The sequence below is a fragment of the Parasphingomonas frigoris genome (assembly GCF_036663815.1).
Lineage (GTDB): Bacteria > Pseudomonadota > Alphaproteobacteria > Sphingomonadales > Sphingomonadaceae > Sphingomonas.
This window is the reverse complement of the sequence record NZ_JAXOJQ010000010.1, coordinates 1-25659: the sequence shown is the minus strand read 5'-3', so window position 1 is coordinate 25659 and position 25659 is coordinate 1. Positions and strand designations below refer to the sequence as shown.

The 25659-nt window shown below is 67.6% G+C and carries 13 protein-coding genes and 1 pseudogene; 5 read left to right on the top strand and 9 right to left on the bottom strand.

The genetic code is table 11. The features are described from left to right. Window positions 1-52 precede the first annotated feature (52 nt). A complete protein-coding gene (locus tag U1872_RS20150) occupies window positions 53-2179 on the top strand; it encodes a prolyl oligopeptidase family serine peptidase (RefSeq protein ID WP_332794710.1) in 2127 nt (708 codons plus the stop codon). Window positions 2180-2310: 131 nt separating this feature from the next. Here U1872_RS20150 and U1872_RS20145 read toward each other — a convergent pair whose 3' ends face one another. Then, window positions 2311-3441: a class I SAM-dependent methyltransferase gene (locus U1872_RS20145; protein WP_332794709.1), complete on the bottom strand. Its 1131-nt coding sequence runs from the start codon at window positions 3439-3441 to the stop codon at window positions 2311-2313. Window positions 3442-3490: 49 nt separating this feature from the next. Here U1872_RS20145 and guaA point away from each other — a divergent pair, with 49 nt between their 5' ends. Further along, window positions 3491-5047 carry a glutamine-hydrolyzing GMP synthase gene (guaA, locus tag U1872_RS20140; protein WP_332794708.1) on the top strand — a complete coding sequence of 519 codons (1557 nt, stop codon included), beginning with the start codon at window positions 3491-3493 and terminating at the stop codon, window positions 5045-5047. A gap of 240 nt (window positions 5048-5287) precedes the next feature. Here guaA and htpG read toward each other — a convergent pair whose 3' ends face one another. The 4 genes from htpG to U1872_RS20120 form a co-directional block, all read right to left on the bottom strand. Further along, a complete protein-coding gene (htpG, locus tag U1872_RS20135) occupies window positions 5288-7165 on the bottom strand; it encodes a molecular chaperone HtpG (protein WP_332794707.1) in 1878 nt (625 codons plus the stop codon). Window positions 7166-8170: 1005 nt separating this feature from the next. Then, window positions 8171-8650 (bottom strand): nuclear transport factor 2 family protein, encoded by a 480-nt coding sequence (locus U1872_RS20130; RefSeq protein ID WP_332794706.1) that lies wholly within the window; start codon window positions 8648-8650, stop codon window positions 8171-8173. Continuing rightward, window positions 8647-9279: a pyridoxamine 5'-phosphate oxidase family protein gene (locus U1872_RS20125; RefSeq protein WP_332794705.1), complete on the bottom strand. Its 633-nt coding sequence runs from the start codon at window positions 9277-9279 to the stop codon at window positions 8647-8649. The genes U1872_RS20130 and U1872_RS20125 overlap by 4 nt, the downstream gene beginning before the upstream one ends. A gap of 71 nt (window positions 9280-9350) precedes the next feature. Then, a complete protein-coding gene (locus U1872_RS20120) occupies window positions 9351-9896 on the bottom strand; it encodes a carboxymuconolactone decarboxylase family protein (RefSeq protein ID WP_332794704.1) in 546 nt (181 codons plus the stop codon). A gap of 115 nt (window positions 9897-10011) precedes the next feature. On the opposite strand from U1872_RS20120, the gene U1872_RS20115 reads away from it, so the two are divergent. Next, on the top strand, window positions 10012-10917 hold the full coding sequence (locus tag U1872_RS20115) for a LysR family transcriptional regulator (RefSeq protein ID WP_332794703.1): 906 nt from the start codon (window positions 10012-10014) through the stop codon (window positions 10915-10917). Between the two features lie 161 nt (window positions 10918-11078). On the opposite strand, the gene U1872_RS20110 is transcribed toward U1872_RS20115, so the two are convergent. Continuing rightward, window positions 11079-11261 (bottom strand): DUF5695 domain-containing protein, encoded by a 183-nt coding sequence (locus U1872_RS20110; protein WP_332794702.1) that lies wholly within the window; start codon window positions 11259-11261, stop codon window positions 11079-11081. Window positions 11262-11628: 367 nt separating this feature from the next. Next, window positions 11629-23682, bottom strand: a complete 12054-nt coding sequence (locus U1872_RS20105; RefSeq protein WP_332794701.1) for a putative Ig domain-containing protein — start codon at window positions 23680-23682, stop codon at window positions 11629-11631. 595 nt (window positions 23683-24277) lie between these two features. Here U1872_RS20105 and U1872_RS20100 point away from each other — a divergent pair. Next, on the top strand, window positions 24278-24928 hold the full coding sequence (locus U1872_RS20100; protein ID WP_332794700.1) for a phage tail protein: 651 nt from the start codon (window positions 24278-24280) through the stop codon (window positions 24926-24928). Here U1872_RS20100 and U1872_RS20095 read toward each other — a convergent pair. Then, entirely contained in the window at window positions 24925-25248 is a 324-nt protein-coding gene (locus U1872_RS20095) for a DUF6916 family protein (RefSeq protein ID WP_332794699.1), read from the bottom strand. The genes U1872_RS20100 and U1872_RS20095 overlap by 4 nt on opposite strands. A 23-nt stretch (window positions 25249-25271) precedes the next feature. Here U1872_RS20095 and U1872_RS20090 point away from each other — a divergent pair, with 23 nt between their 5' ends. Then, window positions 25272-25583, top strand: coding sequence for a hypothetical protein (locus U1872_RS20090; RefSeq protein WP_332794698.1), 312 nt, complete (start codon window positions 25272-25274; stop codon window positions 25581-25583). Here U1872_RS20090 and U1872_RS20085 read toward each other — a convergent pair. Continuing rightward, window positions 25542-25659 (bottom strand): annotated as a pseudogene (locus U1872_RS20085) (IS5/IS1182 family transposase); the annotation flags it as partial. The gene U1872_RS20090 and the pseudogene U1872_RS20085 sit on opposite strands and share 42 nt — an antisense overlap.

Here is a 25659-nt window from a genome sequence, read left to right as displayed (position 1 = left end):
AAGGAGTCGCGCTCGGTAGGGTGCGGCTCCTTTTTTCGTTTTGGAGCCCTACATGCGTTTGACCTTGCCGCTGATCGCTCTCGTTCTCGCGGCTCCCGCGCAACTACAGGCCCAAAGCATGAAATATCCCGAGACCCGCCGTGTCCCGCAAGTCGACGAACAGTTCGGCGTCAAGGTCGCCGATCCGTATCGCTGGCTCGAGAACGACGTGCGGACCGATGCCGAGGTCGCGAAGTGGGTCGCCGACGAGAATGCCGTAACCAACGCCTATCTGGCGACGCTGCCCGGGCGCGACATCTTCGCCGCACGGTTGAAGCAGTTGCTCGATTACGAGCGCTTCGGGGTGCCGGTGAAGAAGGGCGGCCGCTATTTCTACACGCGCAACGCCGGGCTGCAGAACCAGGCGGTGCTGTATGTGCGCGACAGTGTGGACGGCGAGGGGCGCGTGCTGGTCGATCCCAACGGCTGGTCGAAGGACGGCGCGACTGCGCTCGCCGAATGGACGCCCTCGGAAGACGGCCACAAGTTGCTCTATGCCGTGCAGGATGGCGGGACCGACTGGCGCACCGTCAAGGTGCTCGACGTCGCCAGCGGCGCGACCAGCGACCAGATCGACTGGGTGAAGTTCTCGAGCCTGTCGTGGGCGAAGGACGGGTCGGGCTTCTATTATTCGCGCTTTGCAGCCCCTGCCGAGGGTGCCAAGTTCCAGGCGCTCAACGAGAACCAGCAAGTCTATTTCCACAAGCTCGGCACGCCGCAGAGCGCCGACCCGCTGATCTACGCCACGCCCGACCGCCCGAAGATGGGCCACAATGCGCAGGTCACCGACGACGGGAGGTGGCTCGTCGTCACCACGCATGAGGGCACCGACAATCGCTACGAGATCACCGTGATCGATCTCACCGCGCCCAAGCCCGCCCCGCGCACGATCTTCAAGGGGTTGCAGAACCAGTGGTCGCTCGTCGGCAATGTCGGCGGCAACTTCTACTGGCTTACCAACAAGGATGCGCCGCGGCTGCGGATCGTTGCGACGAACCTCTATGCGCGATCCGCCGAGGTGCCCGAGCATGAGGTGGTGCCACAGGGCAAGGACGTGCTCGACGGCGCGTCGATCGTCGGGGGCAAGCTGTTGCTCGCCTATCTCGCCGACGTGAAGAGCGAGGTACGGCGCTACACGCTCGACGGCAAGCCCGATGGCGTCGTGCCGCTGCCGGGGATCGGCGATGTCGGCGGCTTCAGCGGCGACCAGGACGATCCCGAGACCTTCTACGCCTTCACCAGCTTCGCCACGCCGACGACGATTTATCGCTACGATGTGAGCACCGGCAAGGCGACGCCATGGGCGGCCCCCAAGGTCGCGTTCGATCCGTCGCGCTATGCGGTCGAGCAGCGCTTCTACGCGTCGAAGGATGGCACCAAGGTCCCGATGTTCATCGTCAAGCGCAAGGACGTTACCGGCCCGGCGCCGACCTTGCTCTACGCCTATGGCGGGTTCAACATCTCGGTCACGCCGGCCTTCTCGGCGACGCGGATCGCGTGGCTCGAGCAGGGCGGGGTGTTCGCGGTCGCCAACATCCGCGGCGGCGGCGAATATGGCAAGCCGTGGCATGACGGCGGCCGGCTCGCCAACAAGCAGAACGTGTTCGACGATTTCATCGCGGCGGGCGAGTATCTGAAGGCGCAGCACATCACCGGGGCGGACCAGTTGGTCATCCAGGGCGGATCGAACGGTGGCTTGCTGGTCGGTGCGGTGACCAACCAGCGGCCCGATCTGTTCGCGGCGGCACTGCCGGCGGTGGGCGTGATGGACATGCTGCGCTTCGACCGCTTTACCGCGGGGCGCTATTGGGTCGACGATTATGGCTATCCGTCGAAGGAAGCCGATTTCAAGACCCTCTATGCGTATTCGCCGTACCACAATATCCGGCCGGGCAAGCCGTATCCGGCGATCCTTGCCGAGACGGCGGACACCGACGATCGCGTCGTGCCGGGGCATACCTTCAAATATACCGCCGCGCTGCAGGCGGCCGATCTCGGGCCGAAGCCGCGGCTGGTGCGGATCGAGACGCGTGCGGGGCATGGTTCGGGCAAGCCGACCGACAAGGTGATCGCGGAGACCGCGGATGCGTGGGCGTTTGCGGCGAAGTGGACCGGGTTGCAGGTGAAGCCGGTCGAGTAGGCTTCTTCTTAGCCTCTCCCCTTCAGGAGTGTCAGGTGAACCACGCCCCGCGTGGTTCAGGTCAGGCTAGGGGCCTGACCGACCTGACACTGGGTTGGGGTGGGGAAGTGGTGGGTGAAGGCGGGTGCCCGTTACAGCCCCACCACCAGCCCCTCCCCTGAAGGGGAGGGGAGCTCTGTCGAGCCCGCGTCTTCCCGCCACACCAGCAACTGGTGCCCGTCATGCACCCCGACCACGCGCAGCTCCGTGCCCGCCGCCAGCTCCAGCGGTTCATCGAACGGATAATATTGCGCGCCCCAATGCGATTTCGCATCCGGGCCAGGCCGGTTCTCATAGTCGACGACCTCGTCGAGCTGCAGCCGGATCCACTGTACGATCCCGCCGATCGGCCCGCCCTGCGCGACGAGCGTAGCCGAACCGTGGTGCGGCTCGCGCGCCGCCGCGCCGGTGAAGTCGAACGACAGCAATGCCGCCGCATCGCTCTTGAGCACCAGCGTCGCATCGCTCACCGCGACGTTGCGCGGCACTTGCGTCAGCGCGTTGAAGCCGCCGAGATCGAACCCCGACACCATCGTCATCCGGTGGTCTTCCGCCGCCGACCAGGTGCCGAGCGCGATCATCACGTCGCCGCCCGCCGGGATCATCTGCCCGCCCGGCGCGAGCAGCCGCGTCGCGGCATCCGCGAGCGTCTTGAGCACGCCCTCGGCGAGCAGATTGTTCGACACGATCTCCGAGACGATCACGTCGGCCCGCCCCTCGAGATCGGCCTCGACGTCGAGCTCGGTCGAATTGCCCGTCACCACCCGCACGCGGTCGGCAAAGCCATTCGTCGTGACGATCTGGCGCGCCATGTCGGCGATCGCCGGATTTTCCTCGCAGGCGACGACGCGCCCGGCGCCGGCGCGTGCCGCCATCATCGACAGCAGGCCGCTGCCCGCGCCGATGTCGAGCACGTGCGTGCCCGGCGTCACCGCGCGGCGAATCGCGGCGTCGAAGGCGGCGTTGCGCGGCTCGTCGCGCAGCATGTTGAAATGCCAGCGCGGGACGCTCTGCCCGATCAGCTGCTGCGTGCGCGCGGCAACCTCGACATCGTCGGGCTCGTGCGCGCGCGCTTCCATCGCCAGCGAATAGACGCGCCCGCGCAGGCCGATCTTGGCGGCGAGCCCGGCGAGCCCGGCCAGCTTGCGCCCGTCGCGCCCGGCGGCGGTGACCATCGGCTCGAACCCGGCGCGCGCGGCGGCTTTCATATACTTGTCGTGCATTCGGCCCCCAAAGCTCTTCCCCCGCCGCGCTCTTCTGCTATCTGGCGGCATGACCCATCCGACCGACTCCATCCTCATCGTCGATTTCGGCAGCCAAGTGACGCAATTGATCGCACGGCGCGTGCGAGAGGCTGGCGTCTACAGCGAGATCGCTCCCTTCACCACCGCAGAAGCGGCCTTTGCGCGAATGGCGCCCAAGGGCGTGATCCTGTCGGGCAGCCCGGCCTCGGTGCTCGACGAAGGTAGCCCGCGCATTCCGCAGGCGATCCTCGACAGCGGCGTGCCGATCATGGGGATTTGCTACGGCCAGCAGGTGCTGATGCAGCAGCTCGGCGGCAACGTAACGCTCGGCGAAAGCGGCGAGTTCGGCCATGCCGTGATCGAAGTGACCGACGAGTGCGTGCTGTTCGACGGCGTGTGGAAGACCGGCGAGAACCACACCGTGTGGATGAGCCATGGCGACAAGGTCAGCGCGCTCGCCCCCGGTTTCCGTCCGGTCGCGGTCAGCCCCGGTTCGCCGATCGCCGTCGTCGCCGACGACGCGCGCAAATATTATGCGACGCAGTTCCACATGGAAGTCGCGCACACGCCCGACGGCGCCAAGCTGATCGCCAATTTCGCGCGCCACGTCTGTGGGCTGACCGGCGACTGGACGATGGCCGAGTTCCGCGCCGCCAAGGTGGCCGAGATCCGCGCGCAGGTCGGCACTGGCCGCGTCATCTGCGGCCTGTCGGGCGGCGTCGACAGCGCGGTCGCGGCGGTGTTGATCCACGAGGCGATCGGCGAGCAGCTGACCTGCGTGTTCGTCGACCACGGCCTGATGCGCACCGGCGAGGCCGAGCAGGTCGTCAGTCTGTTCCGCAACAGCTACAATATCCCGCTCGTCCATGTGAACGCCGAGGAAACCTTCCTCGCCGGGCTCGCAGGGCAAACCGACCCCGAGAAGAAGCGCAAGTTCATTGGCGGCGCCTTCATCGACCTGTTCGAGGAAGAAGCGCGCAAGGTCGGCGGTGCCGATTTCCTCGCGCAGGGGACGCTCTACCCCGACGTGATCGAGAGCGTCAGCTTCACCGGCGGGCCGTCGGTGACGATCAAGAGCCACCACAATGTCGGCGGCCTGCCCGAGCGCATGAACATGCAGCTCGTCGAGCCGCTCCGTGAACTGTTCAAGGACGAAGTCCGCGCGCTCGGCATGGAGCTCGGTCTGCCGCAGGCGTTCGTCGGGCGGCATCCGTTCCCGGGGCCGGGTCTCGCGATCCGTATCCCCGGCGAAGTGACCAAGGAACGCTGCGACATCCTGCGCAAGGCCGACGCGATCTATCTCGAGGAGATCCGCGCGGCGGGGCTGTACGACACGATCTGGCAGGCGTTCGCGGTGCTGCTGCCGGTGCGCAGCGTCGGCGTGATGGGCGACGGGCGCACGTACGACAATGTGCTGGCACTGCGCGCGGTCACCTCGACCGACGGGATGACCGCCGAGGCGTTCCAGTTCCCCGGCGACTTCCTGCCGCGGGTGGCGACGCGGATCGTCAACGAGGTCAAGGGCATCAACCGCGTCACCTACGATTATACGAGCAAGCCGCCCGGCACGATCGAGTGGGAATGAGACGGCCCGGCCAATCGGGATGCGTTTGCCCACGACGATCGAGCGAGAGGCGCCGGCCGATCCATGTCGAAGCGTGAACCCTAACGACTGACAGAAGTAGGGGAGAGGCATTCGGGGCATGACCGTCAGGCCATGCGTCCAGCCAGCTTTGATACCTTGGTGCTGTCCGCGGGCGAGCGAGCTTCGGCATTGGCACCAAGGTATCAGACGATCATCTGGTCTGCGCTCGCGGCTGTCCGCTCACTCAAGCCCGCGACCCAGGACGCGGGTCAGCCGCGCGGAGAAGCTGCGCGGGTCGACCGGCAATTCGCCATCGGCAATGCGGGCTTCGTCGAACAACAGATGCGCGGCATCTTCGCGCAGCGCTTCGTCGCCGCTCGCCGCGCCAAGCTTTTCGATCAGCGGGTGGCGCGGGTTGATCTCGAGCACCGGCTTGGCGACGGCATCGAGCCGCCCCGCGCCGGCGAGCATTTTCTCGAGCTGGCGGTCCATGCCATGCTCGGGGGCGACCAGGCACACCGCGCTCTCGGTCAGCCGCTCGGACACGCGCACGTCCGATACTGCGTCCCCCAGCGTGGTCTTCACGAAGGCGATGAAGGCATCGACGCTTTCCGAGGCGACCGGTGCGGGGTCGCTCCCCTCGGGCAGCGGGATCAGGCTGAGATCGGCGAGGCCCTGCGTCACCGACTTGAACGGCTTGCCGTCGAAATCCATGCCCGCAGCGGCCCAGAAGCCGTCGACATGGTCGCTCAGCAACAGCACCTCGATCCCGCGCGCACGGAACCCCTCGAGCTGGGGCGACGACGCGAGCCGGTCGAGATCGGGCCCGACCGCATAATAGACCGCGGTCTGATTGTCCTTGAGATCGGCGGCATAGTCCTTGAGCGAGCGCCATGCGCCGCCCGAGGTCGTCGTCTTGAAGCGCGCCAGGCCGAGCAGCGTCTCGCGCCGGCTGTAATCCTCGTACAGCCCTTCCTTGAGCACCGCGCCGAACGTGTCCCACAGCTTGAGGTAGCGCTCGGTGTCGTTCGCGGCGAGCTTGTCGAACTCCCCCAGGATGCGGTTCGACACGCCCTTCTGGATCGCGGCGAGCACCGGGCTGTCCTGGATCATCTCGCGCGAGACGTTGAGCGGCAGGTCGCTCGAATCGACCAGCCCGCGCACGAAACGCAGATAGCGCGGCAGGATCTCGGCCTCGTCGGTGATGAACACGCGGCGGACATAGAGCTTCATCCGCCCGGCGCGATCGGGATCGAACAGGTCGAACGGCTTGGTCTCGGGAATAAAAGCGAGCACGGTATATTCGTGCACGCCTTCGGCGCGGTAGTGCAGCGTCAGCGCGGGCGCGTCGAACTGGCCGGCCACGCTGCGGTAAAAATCGGTATAGTCTTCGGGCGTGATGTCGGCCTTGGGCTTGGTCCACAAGGCGGCGCCATCGGCGATCTGCTTGGGCTCGGCGTCGGGCTTGTCCCTGAGGAAGATCGGCACGGGGACATGGCCCGACTGCGCCTTGATCGTCCGCTCGACGGAGAAGCCGTCGGTGTAGGTCGTCGCGTCGTCCTTGAGATGGAGCAGGACGCGCGTGCCGCGGGCAGGGGCATCGGTGACGTCGGCCGGCTGGATCGTATAGGTGCCCTGGCCATCCGACGACCAGAGCGAGGCGCTGTCCTCGCCGGCGCGGTGCGAGATCACGTCGACCCGGTCGGCGACCATGAAGGCGGAATAGAAGCCGACGCCGAACTGGCCGATCAACTGGCTGCCCTCTGCCTCCTTGGCACCGGCGATGCGGTCGATGAACGCCTTGGTGCCCGAGCGCGCGATCGTGCCGAGCGCGTCGCCGAGTTCGGCTTCGCTCATGCCAATGCCATTGTCCTCGATCGTCAGCTGGCGCGCCTCGGCATCGAGCGTGACGGTGATCCGCGGCTGGCCATCGTCGCCGAGCAAGCTCGCGTTGCTGAGGCCCTCGTAGCGCAGTTTCTCGCACGCATCGGCGGCGTTGGAGATCAGTTCGCGCAGGAACACATCCTTGTCCGAATAGACCGAGTGCACCATCATATGCAGCAGCTTGGCGACATCGGCCTCGAACGAGCGGGGGGTGGCTTCGGTGGTCGTCGTCATGGCGGTGTCAGGGGCCTCCGGTTGATGCCGCGTTGAAATGGACGTTGCGGCGGACGGATTCAAGTTTGTCCAACCACCCTGACGACTTGCTGGCAAAGACACGGACCGGCTCCATCGCGTAGATGATGCCGGCACCGCTCAGGCCGAACGACACGGCAGCGTGACTGGCGTCCACCGTGAGCGGGCCGGAGGTAGCGACCGATACCTCTTCGCCGTCTCGTTCGAACTCCCATCAATAGACTTGGTCGTTTCCCAGGCGGATGCCGACGCAGCGGTGATTTCGCAAATCCTGCGGGTCGGCTGGGGCTCCGAACCGTTCGAGTTAGGCCGGTGACGCTGCCGCGATCCAGCGCACGTCCGGAGACAGCCGCTGCGCGATCATGTCCTCGGGCACAATAAAGGGCCGGTGCTGATCCGCTTCAAAAGGGTCGCTAGCGGGTGAACGCTGCCAGACGCTCGTGCCGTTCAGCGCGGCGCGGGAAAGGGGCGCACTTCGGGCAGATCGGACGTGGCACGCAGCGCCGCGGTTGTGTCCGGCTCGGTCGCCAGTGCGCGCCGGAACCATAGCGCCGTCCGGGACGTGCAAGCCCCAGACCAAGCCCGCTCATGCTGGCGAGGTCGCCTGCACCTTCGCCGTCGTCATGAGTGCGGAATCGTCCGAAACCCAGGCGAATTTCTACCGTACAGCCGGCGAATGGTCGGCCACGCCCACGCGCGAAGACCTGCCCTTTCCCGATCCAAAACCCAGGTAGCGTCCTCACCAACCCGAACCACCGCCGCCACCACCGCCACCACCTCCACCGCCGGAGGAACCACCCCCGGACGATCCGCTGGAGCTCGAGCTCGAGCTGAGCCGTCGTAGGACTGCACCGTGCCGACGGGCGCTGCGGACAGCGATGCTGCGGCCGTCACCAACACGACGGCGACTTTGCCAGCAGATCCTTTCATCGCGCGCTCCTCGCTTCGATACGGCGCAATAGGGGCACAGGTTCGGCGTAGCTCGGGTCACCCGTCAACGCCTGCCAGGCCGGGATAGTCTTGCGGACGCGGTGCGGGGGCGTCCCATCGGAAGCGACGCTCCCGTTCCGCGATCGCCAGGTCGTTCACCGACGCCTCACGGCGTCGCATCAGCCCGTTTTCGGCAAACTCCCACTGCTCGTTGCCGTAACACCGATACCACTGACCAGCGATGCGGCATTCATACTGAAACCGCACCGCGATCCGGTCGTCGGTGAATGCCCACAGGTCCTTGACCAAGCGATAGTCCGCCTCGCGCGTCCATTTGGCGCGCAGCAGCGCGATAATGGCGGGCCGCCCCGTGACGAAGCTGTCCCGGTTTCGCCACTCGCTGTCGATCGTGTAGGCCAGCGCCACCCGCTCGGGATCGCGACTGTTCCAAGCATCCTCTGCGGCCCGCACCTTGAGCAACGCGGTCTCGCGCGTGAAGGGCGGCAGCGGTGGCCGTGGGATTTCGAGGGAGCTCATGCGGGATGGTCCTTTTCGGCGAGCGCGGTGCGCAGCGTGATGTTTTCGGCTTCAAGCGCCGCGAGTCTGGCATGGAGTGGCGCAGACACCGCGGTGACCTCGGCCTCGGTGAAGCGCGGCGTTATATGCTGCGGGCAGTTCCAGTCGAACGCTTCGAGGTGCAGCAGGAATAGACGTTCCGGCACGCCACGATAGGTCGGCTGATCAAGCTTGCTCGCCAGCGCGGGATCGGCGGAGAGATCGCGCATCTCGATCCGGGCATAGAGTTTCAACCGGCGACGACGCGGATAGTCCATCAGGAAGAGCGCGACGCGATCGTTCGCCGCCACGTTGCCAAGGCTGATATATTGGCGATTGCCCCGAAAATCGGCGAAGGCGAGGGTGGTCTCGTCGAGAACCTTGAGAAAACCCGCCGGGCCGCCACGATGCTGCACATAGGGCCAGCCGCTCTCCGACACGCTCGCCATGTAGAAGCTGTCGCGGGCGGCGATGAACTGGATTTCGGCGGGTCCGAAGCGGTCCGACGGCCGCTGTCCGCCGACGCCATCGTAAAGCCCCGCGCTGCCATTCGCGACCTGTGCCGCGAGCACGCTCGGCGTCGTCGCAAGGGTGAGGAAGGCATTCGCCATGATCAATCTCCGGTTCCGAGAAGAGGGGGCCTCGGCAGGCGCATCGAACAGATACCGCCGATTTCGGAACGTCAGGCGGCCTCGGCCGCCCGGACCACGGGGAAGTCGACGTCGGTTTCGGCAACATTGTTTATATAGTTGGTCAGCACGTTGAGCGCGACCGATGCGACAATCTCGATCACCTGCGGCTCGCTGAAGCCCGCCAGACGCACTTCGGACAGATCGGCGTCGCTGACCCGGCCGCGCGCTTCGAGGACCTTGCGGGCGAAGACGACCGCGGCATCGGCCTTGGCGTCGCCTGAATGACCGGCGCGGTTCAGCGCGATCTCGGCGTCGTCGATCTTGGCGACCGTCAGCCCGAAATAGCTGTGCGCCGACAGGCAGTAATCGCAGCCATTGGCTTGCGCGATCGCAAGCGCAATGCGTTCGCGGGTTTTCGCATCGAGCGTCCGGCCGAGTGCGGCGTTAAGCCCCAGATACCCCTCGAGCGCAGCGGGACTGCTGCCGACGAGACGGAAAAGGTTGGGCACCACGCCGAATTGCTTTTCGACCGCATCGAGCAGCGGCTGCGACTTGCCGGGGGAAGCTTCGCGAGTGGGGATGGCGATGCGGGACATGTCTGTTCTCCTCCGTGGGCGGCTGGGTGCGGCCTGCTCAACTCAGATGTCATTTTCGGGATATTGTGATAATCCGTTTGTTCGACACTTCACTCATGCGCAAATCGGGATAATCATGGATCAGCTCGAAATGCTGCGGACTTTCGTCGCTGTGGCCGAGCATGCGAGTTTTGCGGAGGCTGCACGCCGACTGCGTGTCTCGCCGACAGCGGCAAGTCGCGCTGTGGCCGGGCTCGAAATGGCGCTCGGAACGGCGCTATTGCGGCGAACGACGCGATCGGTGCGACTGACCGAAGAGGGTGCGATCTATCTCGAGCGCTGCCGTTCCGCGCTGACCGAACTCGACGATGCGGCGCTGGCATTGCGCGGCACAGGCGCGTTGCCGGGGGGCAATCTTGTCGTCACAGCGCCGGTCACGTTCGGGCGTCTCCATATCCTGCCGATCGCCACCAGCTTGCTGCGCGATCATCCACGTCTGACGGTCGAGCTCACCTTGATCGATCGCGTCGTTCGGCTGGTCGACGAAGGGATCGATGTCGCGGTGCGGATCGGCGATCTGGCGGACAGTTCGCTTCATGCCCTCAAGGTCGCGGAAGTGCGACGCGTGCTCGTCGCCAGTCCTGGCTATCTGGCCGCGCGCGGAACGCCCGCGAACGTGCCCGCGCTGCACGATCACGCGTTGATCTCGTTCACCGAGATCGATCGCGCGCACGAATGGCGCTTCGGCGTGACCGGCAAGCCAGCGATCCGGATCGAACCCAGGTTGACCGTCAATACCGCTGACGCGGCGCTCGCCGCCGCTGCCGATGGCCTCGGGATCGCGCGCGTGCTGTCCTATCAGGCGCTCGATGCCGTCGCCTCGGGCCGCCTGGTCACTGTGCTCGACGAGGCTGCGCCGCCGCCCGTTCCGGTCCACTTGGTCTATCAAGCCAACCGGCGTGCTTCGGTCAATGTACGGGCCTTCATCGATGCAGCGCGCGCGCATTTTGGTGGGGTGGATCTGACGGGGCGCGCGGCGTAGCGGTTATGGTGTCGTTTCCGTCGGTCAACCAAGAAGCGTGGCGCCACACGAAAGACGAGTAGGGTCGCGTGAAAATGCTCTGACCAGGTCGAGGCGACGGCTGCAATCTCCGGCGAAACTGGCGGCAGCGCCTGAGCGCTGCGGACCAGATCGTCGGCGTCTCACGGGGTTGACGGACATTTCTGCGGATCACGGTCACTTGGAGCGAGCAGGTCGCGAACACCAAGCCCACGCGAACCAACGTTGGGCGTCGGCTCGGTTGCACCGGGGTTGTCGAGCTGCTTCATCATCGCCACGACCCAGCTACCCGCGCCGCCCTCGTCGCTGATCCTCGAGATCCACACACGCGGTTCTTGATTCAGGACCTTGCCCGCCTCCTTGTCTTAGGAGGTGATCGCAGGCGCGCGGTGGAACGGTCGGCCTCGTCATCATACCATTGTTTGGTGGTGGTAAAGCGACCGATGTCGGCCATCACCCGACGTGGCGCTGGCGATTCGCGAGCTTCATCCCGCACTACAGCGCGAAGCGTTGTTGGCCGGACCGCCACGATGTTGAACCCGCATTGCCCCTGCGCGGGAGCGCCGTCTGTAGCGGTGGAGTTCCGTCGACACATCGTTGGTGGACGCCGTCTAACCGACAGCCACCATTTTTGGGATGGCGGTCGGTGCAGCTTCGCCGTTACCCGCCGTAAAGCCACGCCGTGAAGCAACCCTAGAATTTCTTCGTAATCTGTCCCCTCAACTGTCCCGAAGTCTGGCCGGATCCAGCGCGGACACCGAGTTCGAGGTCGAAGCCCCAATCGCGTGGCAGCATCCACCTGCTGCCGAGCGAGAGGGTGAAGACATCGCGCCGCCACCCGATGGTCGAAATGCCATACTGCGATGCGTCGGGGATATCGGCATAGTCGAGCCGCTGGACCGAGCCGCCATTGAACTCATGCTGCCATTCGCCCCTGACGTGCGGCGCTACCGATCCGAATGACAGTTTCCGCACGATCCCGATCCGCCCGCCCAGGACGCTGGACAGCGAAGTGACCCGACGTTCGTCAAAGCGCAAATTCAGGCGGCCGGCGCCAACCTCGACATAGCTGCCGAGTTTGGCATCGAGCCATTGGAGATTGCCATAGACCGACCATTGCAGCGTGCCGGAGTCGCGATCGATCCCCGCGGAAAGTGCGCCGAACCACATCGATCCGTCGCGCTCAGCGGTCGCAAACCCGTTGCCCACCGCGCGGCGTGTCGAGAACTTCAGCCCGCCATATCCAAAGACACCGTCAACGAAGACGCCCGGGACAGGGAGCGCGCTGCCATAGGCGGCTACTGCGCTGGTATCCGAGCGGACACGTCCGGCCGCGCCGTTGATCTCACTCAGATCGGCGCCATAGCCTCCGCCGATGCCGAGCGTTAGGGTGTCGCCGATCCGCATATCGACGCCGCCGCTCAGGCCCGCCGTCGACGCCGTGATCTTGCTGCGGCGCGTCGTTGCGTCGAGCGTGCCGATCTCGAGGGCGCCGCCGGTCCACAAGGCGAGCCCACCGACGGGGCGGCCGTTCGCTCCATCGGCAGCCGCGCCGAACGCAGGCGCCGCATTCGACCGGACGCCGCCGGCACCAATGCCCGGTGCCCCGTTCGTCAGCCCCTGTCGACCGCCCCCGCCGATGCTCTCGTTGCCCCAGCTACCGCCGCCTTGTTCGCCGAAGGTCGAGAAGCCGCCAATTTCGGCGCTTCTGCTGGCATTGCCGCCGCTGAACCGATCGAGCACATCGAGATCGTTCTGGTCGAAGCGGTTGCCGAACGCCCCGCGCCGGCCATCGCGCGACGTAAACCTGAAGCCGAGCGGATCGCCGCGTCCGGATGCTGGACTGTGCAGTTGCTCGTTGCGGCGCATGAAGTTGCCGATCTGCGCCTGTGCAAAGCGACGGGTCGTTTCGGATTGTGCGTCGCTGATCGCGCGGACCGTCGGGTCGGCCGAAGGATCGGGGCGGGCGGTGACCGTCACCGTGACGATCGCTGCGTCCGAGGTGCCGGAAACATTGGTCAGCGTGTACCCGATGGCGATCGTGCCGCCAAAGCGGGGCTTTGGCGTGATGCTCAGCTGATAGGTGCGATTGCCGACAGGCCCCGCCTCGATCACCGCTATCGAGGCTGCCTCGGCTGGCGACACCGACGCGAGCGCTGCGCCGGTAAAGGGACCTTCCGTCGCGTCGCCGGTCAGATCTACGAGGACGGTTTGACCATCACCGACGGCGGCTTGCTTCGGGCGCGCCGTTGGGCGGGTGCCAATGATCGTCAGCGACACCGTCCCCGGCGCCGAGCGCCCGCCGGGGCCTACCGCCACGAACTGGAACAAGTCCGTACCGACATATCCGAGGCGCGGCGTGTAGACGGCGATGATCGGCGCCGCGACCGCCTGAACAGTCGCCGCTGCGAGTGTGGATCGCCGTGGCGACAGCGCTGGACTGGAGGTCAGGAGAATCGTGCCGTTTTGCGGGGCCTGCGATATCTCGATCGTCGAGAACATGCCGGTCACATGATCCGATAGGTTGATCTCGGCACCTTGTGCGTCGACCGTCTTGGTCACCGGAACCGTCTGCGCTAGCGGCGTCGTTATCGGCGGCGCCGGAGTTGCTATCGTCAAGCGCACGGTGCCCGTTGGTGACGTGCCACCGGGGCCCGTTGCGGTCACGGTAAAACTGTCGGGTCCGAAATAACCGGTCGTGGGCGTATAGGTAATGACGGTGCCGGCGAGGGACGCCGTGCCGTGCGTCGGCGGGCTGGCAATCGACAGGCTGGAGAAAGTGCCCGACACCGAGGTCGCCAGATCGATCGGAGTCCCGGTACTGTCATACCCAATCGTCACCCCGTTGCGATCGGCGACAACCGGCGCGCTGGCACTGACGGTGAAAGTTCGCTGGGCCTGCGGAGCGGGGGCCACGTCGGCGTCGCCCGGCTGGTCGGCCGTGATCGTGCAGGTCCCGCTGGTGAGCAGCGTGACGCTGCTGCCGGCAACAGTGCAGACCCCGATGGTCGCCGAACTGAACGCGACCACCAGACCCGACGAGGCGGTCGCAGCAAGCGTCAGCGGCGAGGCCGACAGCGACGCGTCGGCGAGCGCTGCAAAGCTGATCGTCTGGGTCGCCTGATCGATGGTTCCGGATACCGTCGCGCCGGTCGCGGTCGCGGGCACCCCTTGGCTGTCGGTCGCCTGGATCGCATAGCTGAACGCGCCCGCAGTGGTGGGAACGCCGGTGACCGTACCCGTGCTCGCGCCGAGCGTCGTGCCCGCGGGCAGCGCGCCGCTCGCCAGCGTAAAGCTGTACGGCGCTGTGCCGCCCGCGGCAGGGTTGGCCTGGCTGTAGCTGGCGCCGACGCTCGCGCCGGAGACGGCCCCGGGGGTGACCGTCAGGCTCGCCGGGGTGACGGTGAAGCTGCGCTGGACCTGCGCGGCAGCGGCCACGTTCGCGTTGCCGGGCTGGTCGGCAGTGATCGTGCAGGTGCCGGGGGTGAGCAGCGTGACGCTGCTGCCGGCAACCGTGCAGACCCCGGTGGTCGTTGAGCTGAACGTAACGACCAGCCCCGACGAAGCGGTCGCCGCAAGCGTCAGTGGCGAGGCCGAGAGCGATGCGTTGGCGAGCGCTGCAAAGCTGATCGTCTGGGTAGTTTGCGCGATGGTTCCGGATACCGTCGCGCCGGTCGCGGTCGCTGGCACCCCTTGGCTGTCGGTTGCCTGGATCGCATAGCTGAACGCGCCTGCGGTGGTGGGCACGCCGGTGACCGTGCCCGTGCTCGCGCCGAGCGTCGTGCCCGCGGGTAGCGCGCCGCTCGCCAGCGTATAGCTGTACGGCGCTGTGCCGCCCGCGGCAGGGTTGGCCTGGCTGTAGCTGGCGCCGACGCTTGCGCCGGAGACCGCCCCGGGGGTGATTGTCAGGCTCGCCGGGGTGACGGTGAAACTACGCTGGACCTGCGTGGCGGCGGCCACGTTCGCGTTGCCCGGCTGGTCGGCAGTGATCGTGCAGGTGCCGGTGGTGAGCAGCGTGACGCTGCTGCCGGCAACCGTGCAGACGCCCGTGGTCGCCGAACTGAACGCGACCGCAAGCCCCGACGAAGCGGTCGCCGCAAGCGTCAGTGGCGAGGCTGATAGCGACGCGTTGGCGAGCGCTGCAAAGCTGATCGTCTGGGTGGCCTGTGCGATGGTTCCGGATACCGTCGCGCTGATCGCGGTCGCGGGGACGCCCTGGCTGTCGGTTGCCTGGATCGCATAGCTGAACGCGCCTGCGGTGGTGGGCACGCCGGTGACCGTGCCCGTGCTCGCGCCGAGCGTCGTGCCCGCGGGTAGCGCGCCGCTCGCCAGCGTATAGCTGTACGGCGCTGTGCCGCCCGCGGCAGGGTTGGCCTGGCTGTAGCTGGCGCCGACGCTTGCGCCTGAGACCGCCCCGGGGGTGATTGTCAGGCTCGCCGGGGTGACGGTGAAACTACGCTGGACCTGCGTGGCGGCGGCCACGTTCGCGTTGCCCGGCTGGTCGGCAGTGATCGTGCAGGTGCCGGTGGTGAGCAGCGTGACGCTGCTGCCGGCAACCGTGCAGACGCCCGTGGTCGCCGAACTGAACGCGACCGCAAGCCCCGACGAAGCGGTCGCGGCGAGCGTCAGCGGCGAGGCCGACAGCGACGCGTTCGAAAGTGCCGTAAAGCTGATCGTCTGGGTGGCTTGCCCGATGGTTCCGGATACCGTCGCGCCGGTCGCCGTCGCTGGCACCCCTTGGCTGTCGGTCGCCTGGATCGCGTAGCTGAACGCGCCTGCGGTGGTGGGCACGCCGGTGACCGTGCCCGTGCTCGCGCCGAGCGTCGTGCCCGCGGGCAGCGCGCCGCTCGCCAGCATGTAGCTATACGGCGCTGTGCCGCCTGCGGCAGGGTTGGCCTGGCTGTAGCTGGCGCCGACGCTGGCGCCGGAGACCGCCCCGGGGGTGACCGTCAGGCTCGCCGGGGTGACAGTGAAGCTGCGCTGGACCTGCGTTGCGGCGGCCACGTTCGCGTTGCCGGGCTGGTCGGCAGTGATCGTGCAGGTACCGGTGGTGAGCAGCGTGACGCTGCTGCCGGCAACGGTGCAGACGCCGGTGGTCGCCGAACTGAACGCGACCGCAAGCCCCGACGAAGCGGTCGCGGCGAGCGTCAGCGGCGAGGCCGAGAGCGACGCGTTGGCGAGCGCTGCAAAGCTGATCGTCTGGGTGGCTTGCGCGATGGTTCCGGATACCGTCGCGCCGGTCGCGGTCGCGGGCACCCCTTGGCTGTCGGTCGCCTGGATCGCATAGCTGAACGCGCCCGCAGTGGTGGGAACGCCAGTGACCGTGCCCGTGCTCGCGCCGAGCGTCGTGCCCGCGGGCAGCGCGCCGCTCGCCAGCGTGTAGCTGTACGGCGCTGTGCCGCCGGCGGCAGGGTTGGCCTGGCTGTAGCTGGCGCCGACGCTCGCGCCCGAGACGGCCCCGGGGGTGACCGTCAGGCTCGCCGGGGTGACGGTGAAGCTGCGCTGGACCTGCGCGGCAGCGGCGATGTCGGCGTTGCCGGGCTGGTCGGCAGTGATCGTGCAGGTACCGGGGGTGAGCAGCGTGATGCTGCTGCCGACAACGGTGCAGACGCCCGTAGTCGTTGAGCTGAACGTGACCACCAGTCCCGATGAGGCGGTCGCCGCGAGGGTCAGCGGCGAGGCCGACAGCGACGCGTTGGCGAGCGCTGCAAAGCTGATCGTCTGGGTCGCCTGTGCAATGGTTCCGGATACCGTCGCGCTGGTCGCGGTCGCGTGGACGCCCTGGCTGTCGGTTGCCTGGATCGCATAGCTGAACGCGCCCGCGGTCGTGGGCATGCCGGTGACCGTACCCGTGCTCGCCCCGAGCGTGGTGCCCGCGGGCAGCGCGCCTGCGGCCAGCGTGTAGCTATACGGCGCTGTGCCGCCGGCGGCAGGGTTGGCCTGGCTGTAGCTGGCGCCGACGCTTGCGCCGGAGACGGCCCCGGGGGTGATCGTCAGGCTCGCCGGGTTGACGGTGAAGCTGCGCTGGACCTGCGTGGCGGCGGCCACGTTCGCGTTGCCCGGCTGGTCGGCAGTGATCGTGCAGGTGCCGGGGGTGAGCAGCGTGACGCTGCTGCCGGCAACCGTGCAGACGCCCGTGGTGGTTGAGCTGAACGTGACCGCAAGCCCCGACGAAGCGGTCGCCGCAAGCGTCAGCGGCGAGGCTGACAGCGACGCGTTGGCGAGCGCTGCGAAGCTGATCGTCTGGGTCGCCTGTGCGATGGTTCCGGATACCGTCGCGCTGATCGCGGTCGCGGGGACGCCCTGGCTGTCACTCGCCTGGATCGCATAGCTGAAAGCGCTGGCGGTGGTGGGCGCGCCGGTGACCGTGCCCGTGCTCGCCCCGAGCGTCGTGCCCGCGGGTAGCGCGCCGCTCGCCAGCGTGTAGCTATACGGCGCTGTGCCGCCGGCGGCAGGGTTGGCTTGGCTGTAGCTGCCGCCGACGCTCGCGCCGGAGACGGCGCCGGGGGTGACCGTCAGGCTCGCCGGGGTGACGGTGAAGCTGCGCTGGACCTGCGTTGCGGCGGCCACGTTCGCGTTGCCGGGCTGGTCGGCAGTGATCGTGCAGGTACCGGTGGTGAGCAGCGTGACGCTGCTGCCGACAACGGTGCAGACGCCCGTGGTGGTTGAGCTGAACGTGACCACCAGTCCCGACGAGGCGGTCGCCGCGAGGGTCAGCGGCGAGGCCGACAGCGACGCGTTGGCGAGCGCTGCGAAGCTGATCGTCTGGGTCGCCTGTGCGATGGTTCCGGATACCGTCGCGCCGGTCGCCGTCGCTGGCACCCCTTGGCTGTCGGTCGCCTGGATCGCGTAGCTGAACGCGCCTGCGGTGGTGGGCATGCCGGTGACCATACCGGTGCTCGCGCCGAGCGTCGTGCCCGCGGGTAGAGCGCCGCTCGCCAGCGTGTAGCTATACGGCGCTGTGCCGCCCGCGGCAGGGTTGGCTTGGCTGTAGCTGGCGCCGACGCTGGCGCCGGAGACCGCCCCGGGGGTGACCGTCAGGCTCGCCGGGGTGACAGTGAAGCTGCGCTGGACCTGCGTGGCGGCAGCCACGTTCGCGTTGCCCGGCTGGTCGGCAGTGATCGTGCAGGTACCGGTGGTGAGCAGCGTGACGCTGCTGCCGGCAACGGTGCAGACGCCCGTAGTCGTTGAGCTGAACGCGACCGCCAGTCCCGACGAAGCGGTCGCCGCAAGCGTCAGTGGCGAGGCTGAGAGCGACGCGTTGGCGAGCGCTGCAAAGCTGATCGTCTGGGTCGCCTGTGCGATGGTTCCGGATACCGTCGCGCCGGTCGCGGTCGCGGGGACGCCCTGGCTGTCGGTCGCCTGGATCGCATAGCTGAACGCGCCTGCGGTGGTGGGCACGCCGGTGACCGTACCCGTGCTCGCGCCGAGCGTCGTGCCCGCAGGCAGCGCGCCGCTCGCCAGCGTGTAGCTATACGGCGCTGTGCCGCCCGCGGCAGGGTTGGCCTGGCTGTAGCTGCCGCCGACGCTTGCGCCGGAGACGGCCCCGGGGGTGATTGTCAGGCTCGCCGGGGTGACGGTGAAGCTGCGCTGGACCTGCGTGGCGGCGGCCACGTTCGCGTTGCCGGGCTGGTCGGCAGTGATCGTGCAGGTACCGGGGGTGAGCAGCGTGACGCTGCTGCCGGCAACAGTGCAGACCCCGGTGGTCGTGGAGCTGAATGTAACGACCAGCCCCGACGAAGCGGTCGCCGCAAGCGTCAGCGGCGAGGCTGACAGCGACGCGTTGGCGAGCGCTGCGAAGCTGATCGTCTGGGTCGCCTGTGCGATGGTTCCGGATACCGTCGCGCTGGTCGCGGTCGCTGGCACCCCTTGGCTGTCGGTCGCCTGGATCGCGTAGCTGAACGCGCCCGCAGTGGTGGGCACGCCGGTGACCGTACCCGTGCTCGCGCCGAGCGTCGTGCCCGCGGGCAGCGCGCCTGCGGCCAGCGTGTAGCTATACGGCGCTGTGCCGCCGGCGGCAGGGTTGGCTTGGCTGTAGCTGCCGCCGACGCTTGCGCCGGAGACGGCGCCGGGGGTGACCGTCAGGCTCGCCGGGGTGACGGTGAAGCTGCGCTGGACCTGCGTGGCGGCGGCCACGTTCGCGTTGCCGGGCTGGTCGGCCGTGATCGTGCAGGTACCGGTGGTGAGCAGCGTTACGCTGCTGCCGGCAACGGTGCAGACGCCCGTGGTCGTTGAGCTGAACGTGACCACCAGTCCCGATGAGGCGGTCGCCGCGAGGGTCAGCGGCGAGGCCGAGAGCGACGCGTTGGCGATCGCTGCGAAGCTGATCGTCTGGGACGCCTGCGCGATGGTTCCGGATACCGTCGCGCCGGTCGCGGTCGCGGGCACCCCTTGGCTGTCGGTTGCCTGGATCGCATAGCTGAACGCGCCCGCAGTGGTGGGAACGCCGGTGACCGTGCCCGTGCTCGCCCCGAGCGTCGTGCCCGCGGGCAGCGCGCCGCTCGCCAGCGTGTAGCTATACGGCGCTGTGCCGCCTGCGGCAGGGTTGGCCTGGCTGTAGCTGCCGCCGACGCTCGCGCCGGAGACCGCCCCGGGGGTGACCGTCAGGCTCGCCGGGGTGATGGTGAAGCTGCGCTGGACCTGCGGGGCGGCGGCCACGTTCGCATCGCCGGGCTGGTCGGCGGTGATCGTGCAGGTGCCGGTGGTGAGCAGCGTGACGCTGCTGCCGGCAACCGTGCAGACGCCCGTAGTCGTTGAGCTGAACGTGACCACCAGTCCCGATGAGGCGGTCGCCGCGAGGGTCAGCGACGAGGCCGACAACGACGCGTTGGCGAGCGCGGCAAAGCTGATCGTCTGGGTGGTTTGCGCGATGGTTCCGGATACCGTCGCGCCGGTCGCGGTCGCTGGCACCCCTTGGCTGTCGGTCGCCTGGATCGCGTAGCTGAACGCGCCTGCGGTGGTGGGCATGCCGGTGACCGTGCCCGTGCTCGCGCCGAGCGTCGTGCCCGCGGGCAGCGCGCCGCTCGCCAGCGTGTAGCTATACGGCGCTGTGCCGCCCGCGGCAGGGTTGGCCTGGCTGTAGCTGGCGCCGACGCTCGCGCCGGAGACGGCCCCGGGGGTGATTGTCAGGCTCGCCGGGGTGACAGTGAAGCTGCGCTGGACCTGCGTTGCGGCGGCCACATTCGCGTTGCCGGGCTGGTCGGCAGTGATCGTGCAGGTGCCGGTGGTGAGCAGCGTTACGCTGCTGCCGGCAACGGTGCAGACGCCCGTGGTCGTTGAGCTGAACGTGACCACCAGTCCCGATGAGGCGGTCGCCGCGAGGGTCAGCGGCGAGGCTGACAGCGACGCGTTGGCGAGCGCTGCGAAGCTGATCGTCTGGGTCGCCTGTGCGATGGTTCCGGATACCGTCGCGCCGGTCGCGGTCGCTGGCACCCCTTGGCTGTCGGTCGCCTGGATCGCATAGCTGAACGCGCCCGCGGTGGTGGGCACGCCGGTGACCGTGCCCGTGCTCGCGCCGAGCGTCGTGCCCGCGGGCAGCGCGCCGCTCGCCAGCGTGTAGCTATACGGCGCTGTGCCGCCTGCGGCAGGGTTGGCCTGGCTGTAGCTGGCGCCGACGCTCGCGCCGGAGACGGCCCCGGGGGTGATTGTCAGGCTCGCCGGGGTGACAGTGAAGCTGCGCTGGACCTGCGTTGCGGCGGCCACATTCGCGTTGCCGGGCTGGTCGGCAGTGATCGTGCAGGTGCCGGTGGTGAGCAGCGTTACGCTGCTGCCGGCAACGGTGCAGACGCCCGTGGTCGTTGAGCTGAACGTGACCACCAGTCCCGATGAGGCGGTCGCCGCGAGGGTCAGCGGCGAGGCTGACAGCGACGCGTTGGCGAGCGCTGCGAAGCTGATCGTCTGGGTCGCCTGTGCGATGGTTCCGGATACCGTCGCGCCGGTCGCGGTCGCGGGCACCCCTTGGCTGTCGGTCGCCTGGATCGCATAGCTGAACGCGCCCGCATTGGTGGGAACGCCGGTGACCGTACCCGTGCTCGCGCCGAGCGTCGTGCCCGCGGGTAGTGCGCCCCTCGCCAGCGTGTAGCTATACGGCGCTGTGCCGCCGGCGGCAGGGTTGGCCTGGCTGTAGCTGGCGCCGACGCTTGCGCCGGAGACGGCCCCGGGGGTGACCGTCAGGCTCGCCGGGGTGACGGTGAAGCTGCGCTGGACCTGCGTGGCGGCGGCCACGTTCGCGTTGCCCGGCTGGTCGGCCGTGATCGTGCAGGTGCCGGTGGTGAGCAGCGTTACGCTGCTGCCGGCAACGGTGCAGACGCCCGTGGTCGTTGAGCTGAACGCGACCGCAAGCCCGGACGAAGCGGTCGCGGCGAGCGTCAGCGGCGAGGCCGAGAGCGACGCGTTGGCGAGCGCTGCAAAGCTGATCGTCTGGGTGGCTTGCGCGATGGTTCCGGATACCGTCGCGCCGGTCGCGGTCGCGGGGACGCCCTGGCTGTCACTCGCCTGGATCGCATAGCTGAACGCGCCGGCGGTGGTGGGCACGCCGGTGACCGTGCCCGTGCTCGCGCCGAGCGTCGTGCCCGCGGGTAGCGCGCCGCTCGCCAGCGTATAGCTGTACGGCGCTGTGCCGCCCGCGGCAGGGTTGGCCTGGCTGTAGCTGGCGCCGACGCTGGCGCCGGAGACGGCCCCGGGGGTCACGGTCAGGCTCGCCGGGGTGACGGTGAAACTACGCTGGACCTGCGCGGCTGTGGCGATGTCGGCGTTGCCCGCTTGGTCGGCGTTAATCGTGCAGGTACCGGTGGCGAGCAGCGTGACGCTGCTGCCGGCAACGGTGCAGACCCCGATGGTCGCCGAACTGAACGCGACCGCAAGCCCCGACGAAGCGGTCGCCGCGAGGGTCAGCGGCGAGGCCGAGAGTGACGCGTTGGCGAGCGCTGCGAAGCTGATCGTCTGGGTGGCCTGCGCGATGGTCAGCTGGAATGTCTTCGCCGATGTCTGTGCGGTCGGCGTGGCGGCGTCGGTGGCGGTGACGGTGAATGTCGTTGTGGCCAGCGCGGTGCTTGGCGTGCCGGCTAGCTGGCCTGTGGTCGTGCTGAAGGAAAGCCCGGTCGGCAGCGTCCCGCCCGACAGGGCAAAGCTGTAGGGCGTGGTGCCGCCGCTTGCGGTGACCGGCGTGACGGCGGCCAGCGCGGTGCCCACCGTGCCCGTCACCGTCGCAGCGGCTTGCGTGGTCGAGAGCGGAGTGGGGGTGACGGTCAGCGTCGCGCTTGCGGTGGTGCCGCTCAGCGCGGTCGGGCCGGTGGCGGAGATGGCGCCGGTGGTCAGGGGGTAGCTCGCGGCGCCTCCAGACGGGGTAACCGTCCCCGTCACGGTGCAGCTCGCACCTGCGGCGAGACCGGTGCCCGACAGCGCGAACGCCGTGCTCGTCGCGCTCAAAGTGCCCGAACAGGTGGTTCCGCTGCCCGAAAGGGTCAATCCCGCGGGCAATGTCGACGTGGCGAGCGCCACGCCGGTCAGTGCGGTGCCGACATTGTTGTTGGTCAGCGTCACGGTCAGCGTCGCGGTCTGCGCGGTCGTAATCGAGCCCGGGCTGAACGCGGCCGCGACGCTCGGTGCCGACACATAGACGAGCTGGTCGGCCGCCGAGGTGGCAGACGCGACGCTGCCCGTCGTCACCACCACGTCGTAGACCCCCGCGCTGCGGGCGGGAGCGGTGGCGGTACAGCTCGTCGCGGACGCACAGCTGACGCCCGTCGCGGGCGTGCCGCCGACGGTGACGCTAGTACTGCCAGGCACGAAGTTGGTCCCCGTGATCGTGATCGACCCCGACGCGCCCGCGACCAGCGCGCCCGGACTGACACCGGTCACGGTCGGCGCGGCATAGGTGAACTGATTGCCGACCGCGGTAGCGCTTGTGCCCCCGCCGCTGGTCGCGGTGACGTTGACGACACCCGCCGCCGCCGCCGCCGGGGCGGTCGCAGTGATCGACGTCGCGCTGTTGACGGTGAAACCGGTCGCGGCGACCGCACCGAAGCTGACCGCGGTGGTGCCGGTGAAACCCGTGCCGCTGAGCGTTACCGCCGTGCCGCCGCCGACGGGGCCGCCGGTCGGGCTGAGCGCGGTGACCGTCGGAGCCGTGCTGAACGGGGTGCACGATACCGTCCAGTTGACCGTCGCGGTCGTGCCCGCATTCTGCTGGGTACTGTACAAGAAGACATCGGTGACATTGGCCGGGAGCGTGACCGATCCCGATCCGCTGGTCGTGACATCGCCGGCGGTGGAGACGTTCGTACTCGTGCCAACGAACGCAAAAGAGCTCGCATTGCCGCCCGCGGCATTGGTCGGCCGGTAATAGGCATGGACGCCGCCATTGGGATTGGAAATCGTGTAGCTGTAATGGATCACGTCGCCCGCAGTGAACTGCTCTACCGTCAGGCCCGCACTGACGGCGCGTTTGACGACCTGAAACGTCGCGTCGGACAGGTTCGCCGTATGGGTGAGCGTACCGGTGTTGACCGCGGTGCAGCCGGTCGATGCGCTTGCCGGCGTCGCGCCGAGTCCGGCCGCGGCCGCGATCGCGGCGATGGCGAACGCTGTCGCCGATAACCGCGCGCGACGGGGGTAGCGTGGTGTCCCGGCGATCCCCGCGTCATCGATGTCGGCTTCACCGATGCGGGCATGAGCGCGACCCCGCAGCGCGCGAACGAACATCGTCGACACTGGCCAACGCCCCCGCACGCGCGCCGCAATCTTCATGTCCCGCCCCTCCGCACGACGCCGACGGATCGTCCGTCGATCGCCTCCCCCTTCCCGAACTGCGCCGTCTTGCGCGTCCGTACCGAACCGCCTTCGCGCCAAGATCCTGCGTCGCCGCTCGTGCAGACAGGATCAGGACGCTCGACGCCTACGCATTACCGAAGTCATGCTTCGACCATGGACGACGCCACTACAAACGCGTCGAGGAAGCCTTATACAGTATTTGGGTAAAACTGATCCAGATTAGTATCGATATCGATCGTTACTGTTCTGCGATGAAACGCGCATAGCGCATCAAGCAAATGTAAAAAAGCTAAAAAATCAGCTTGGTAAACCATGCAATATGGATAGATTCTTCGATATCTATAGCTTGTATTATAGTAAGGGTGGAAGCGACTCGGTATTGCCGAGCTCTATCAGTCAATGCAAATATTCAAAACCGATGTCTGATAGAAAGGGTCGCCAAGGAACAGTAAGCGTGGGATAGGCGTCTTGCCGTCTAGTACGGCTGGTGAAAGCTTTACGAGTCGGATGGGGGGTGGCGAGTCCGGCGCGGAATCATCTTAGCTGCCAGTCGTACAGAGGGGATATCACGATGGCAGATCCATTCATGGGCCAGATCATGCAGGTCGGCTTCAACTTCGCGCCGATCGGCTGGGCGCTCGCGCAAGGCTCGCTGATGGCAATCTCGCAAAATTCGGCGCTGTTTTCGCTGCTTGGGACAACGTTCGGCGGCGACGGCATCCAGACGTTCGGCCTCCCCGATACGCGCGGTCGGATGATGCTCGGCGTCGGCACCGCCCCCGGCTCCCAACCGATCGCCTGGGGGGAGAGGGGCGGCAACGCCAATGTGACGATCCTGCCTGCAAACATGCCCGCGCACACGCATCCCGCGACCTTCGTCGGCCAGCAAGGCACGACCACGGCGAGCGGCTCGCTGCAAGCGGTGGAGGTTCCATCGGGCGGCTCGACGCAGCAGACCGTCTCGCCCTCGACGGGTGACCGTTTGGGGACGACCTATGATACTAGTGGCAATGGCAGCACGATAACGCTGTATGCGCCCGCCAGCGTTGCTGGAACGCCGGTAAACCTCGGCGGACTGAGCGTCACGGGCGGGGCGTTCACGCCGCAGGGCACGGTGACCGTCGGCTCCGCCGGGAACAGCGTGCCGACCAATGTCCTCAATCCCTATCTCGGCGTCTACACGATCATCGCGACGCAGGGGATCTTTCCCTCGCGCCCCTAACTGAAGACCGCCTGATACAGCCGAGGATGACCAGGCCTCGGCTGTAGCTGGCTGATGAAGATGTTGTGCGGGCCGTTCCGGCCGCAGTCCATCGGATAGGTCTCGTCGAGCAGCAGCACGGATTCGGGCGATTCGAAGATGAGGATGAACGGCTCGCGAAAGTCGTTGCGCAGATGCGGCTTGCGATCGATGCGCAGCAAGGTGATCTCCACGGGTGCAGGCACTGTCGCAAGACGTACAGATTTGCCCACCCAGGGCGCGAAATCTTCGGGCGTCGGCAGATCCATGATTTTATGCTCCCCATGCGCGGCGCGCGTCATGATGCTGTCGTGATACCGTCTGTATGGTACTGCATGGCGCGAAGGAGGCAACCATCCTGAAGTCCGTCGCCGCGCCGCTGCCGTCCTTTCCCGCGCCGCGCCGGGAACCGCCCGTCTTGCCGCTTGGGCTGGTCGCGGCCGACGTGGGGCTGCGCGCCGCGTGCCGTGACGATTTCCCGTTCCTCCACGCCCTCTACCGGGCGTTGCGCGCGCCCGACTTTGCGCTGGCGCCGTGGAGCCACGCCGAACGCGAGGCGGTGATCCGCGACCAGTTCGCGCTGCAGCACCGGCACCTAGGCCGTAGACTCATAAGCGCGCAGCCACAGCCGCATTGAGGCGAGCTGGACCATCGCGAGGAAGTTCTCGGCGAGTTTGTCATATCGGGTGGCGACGCGGCGGAAGTGCTTGAGC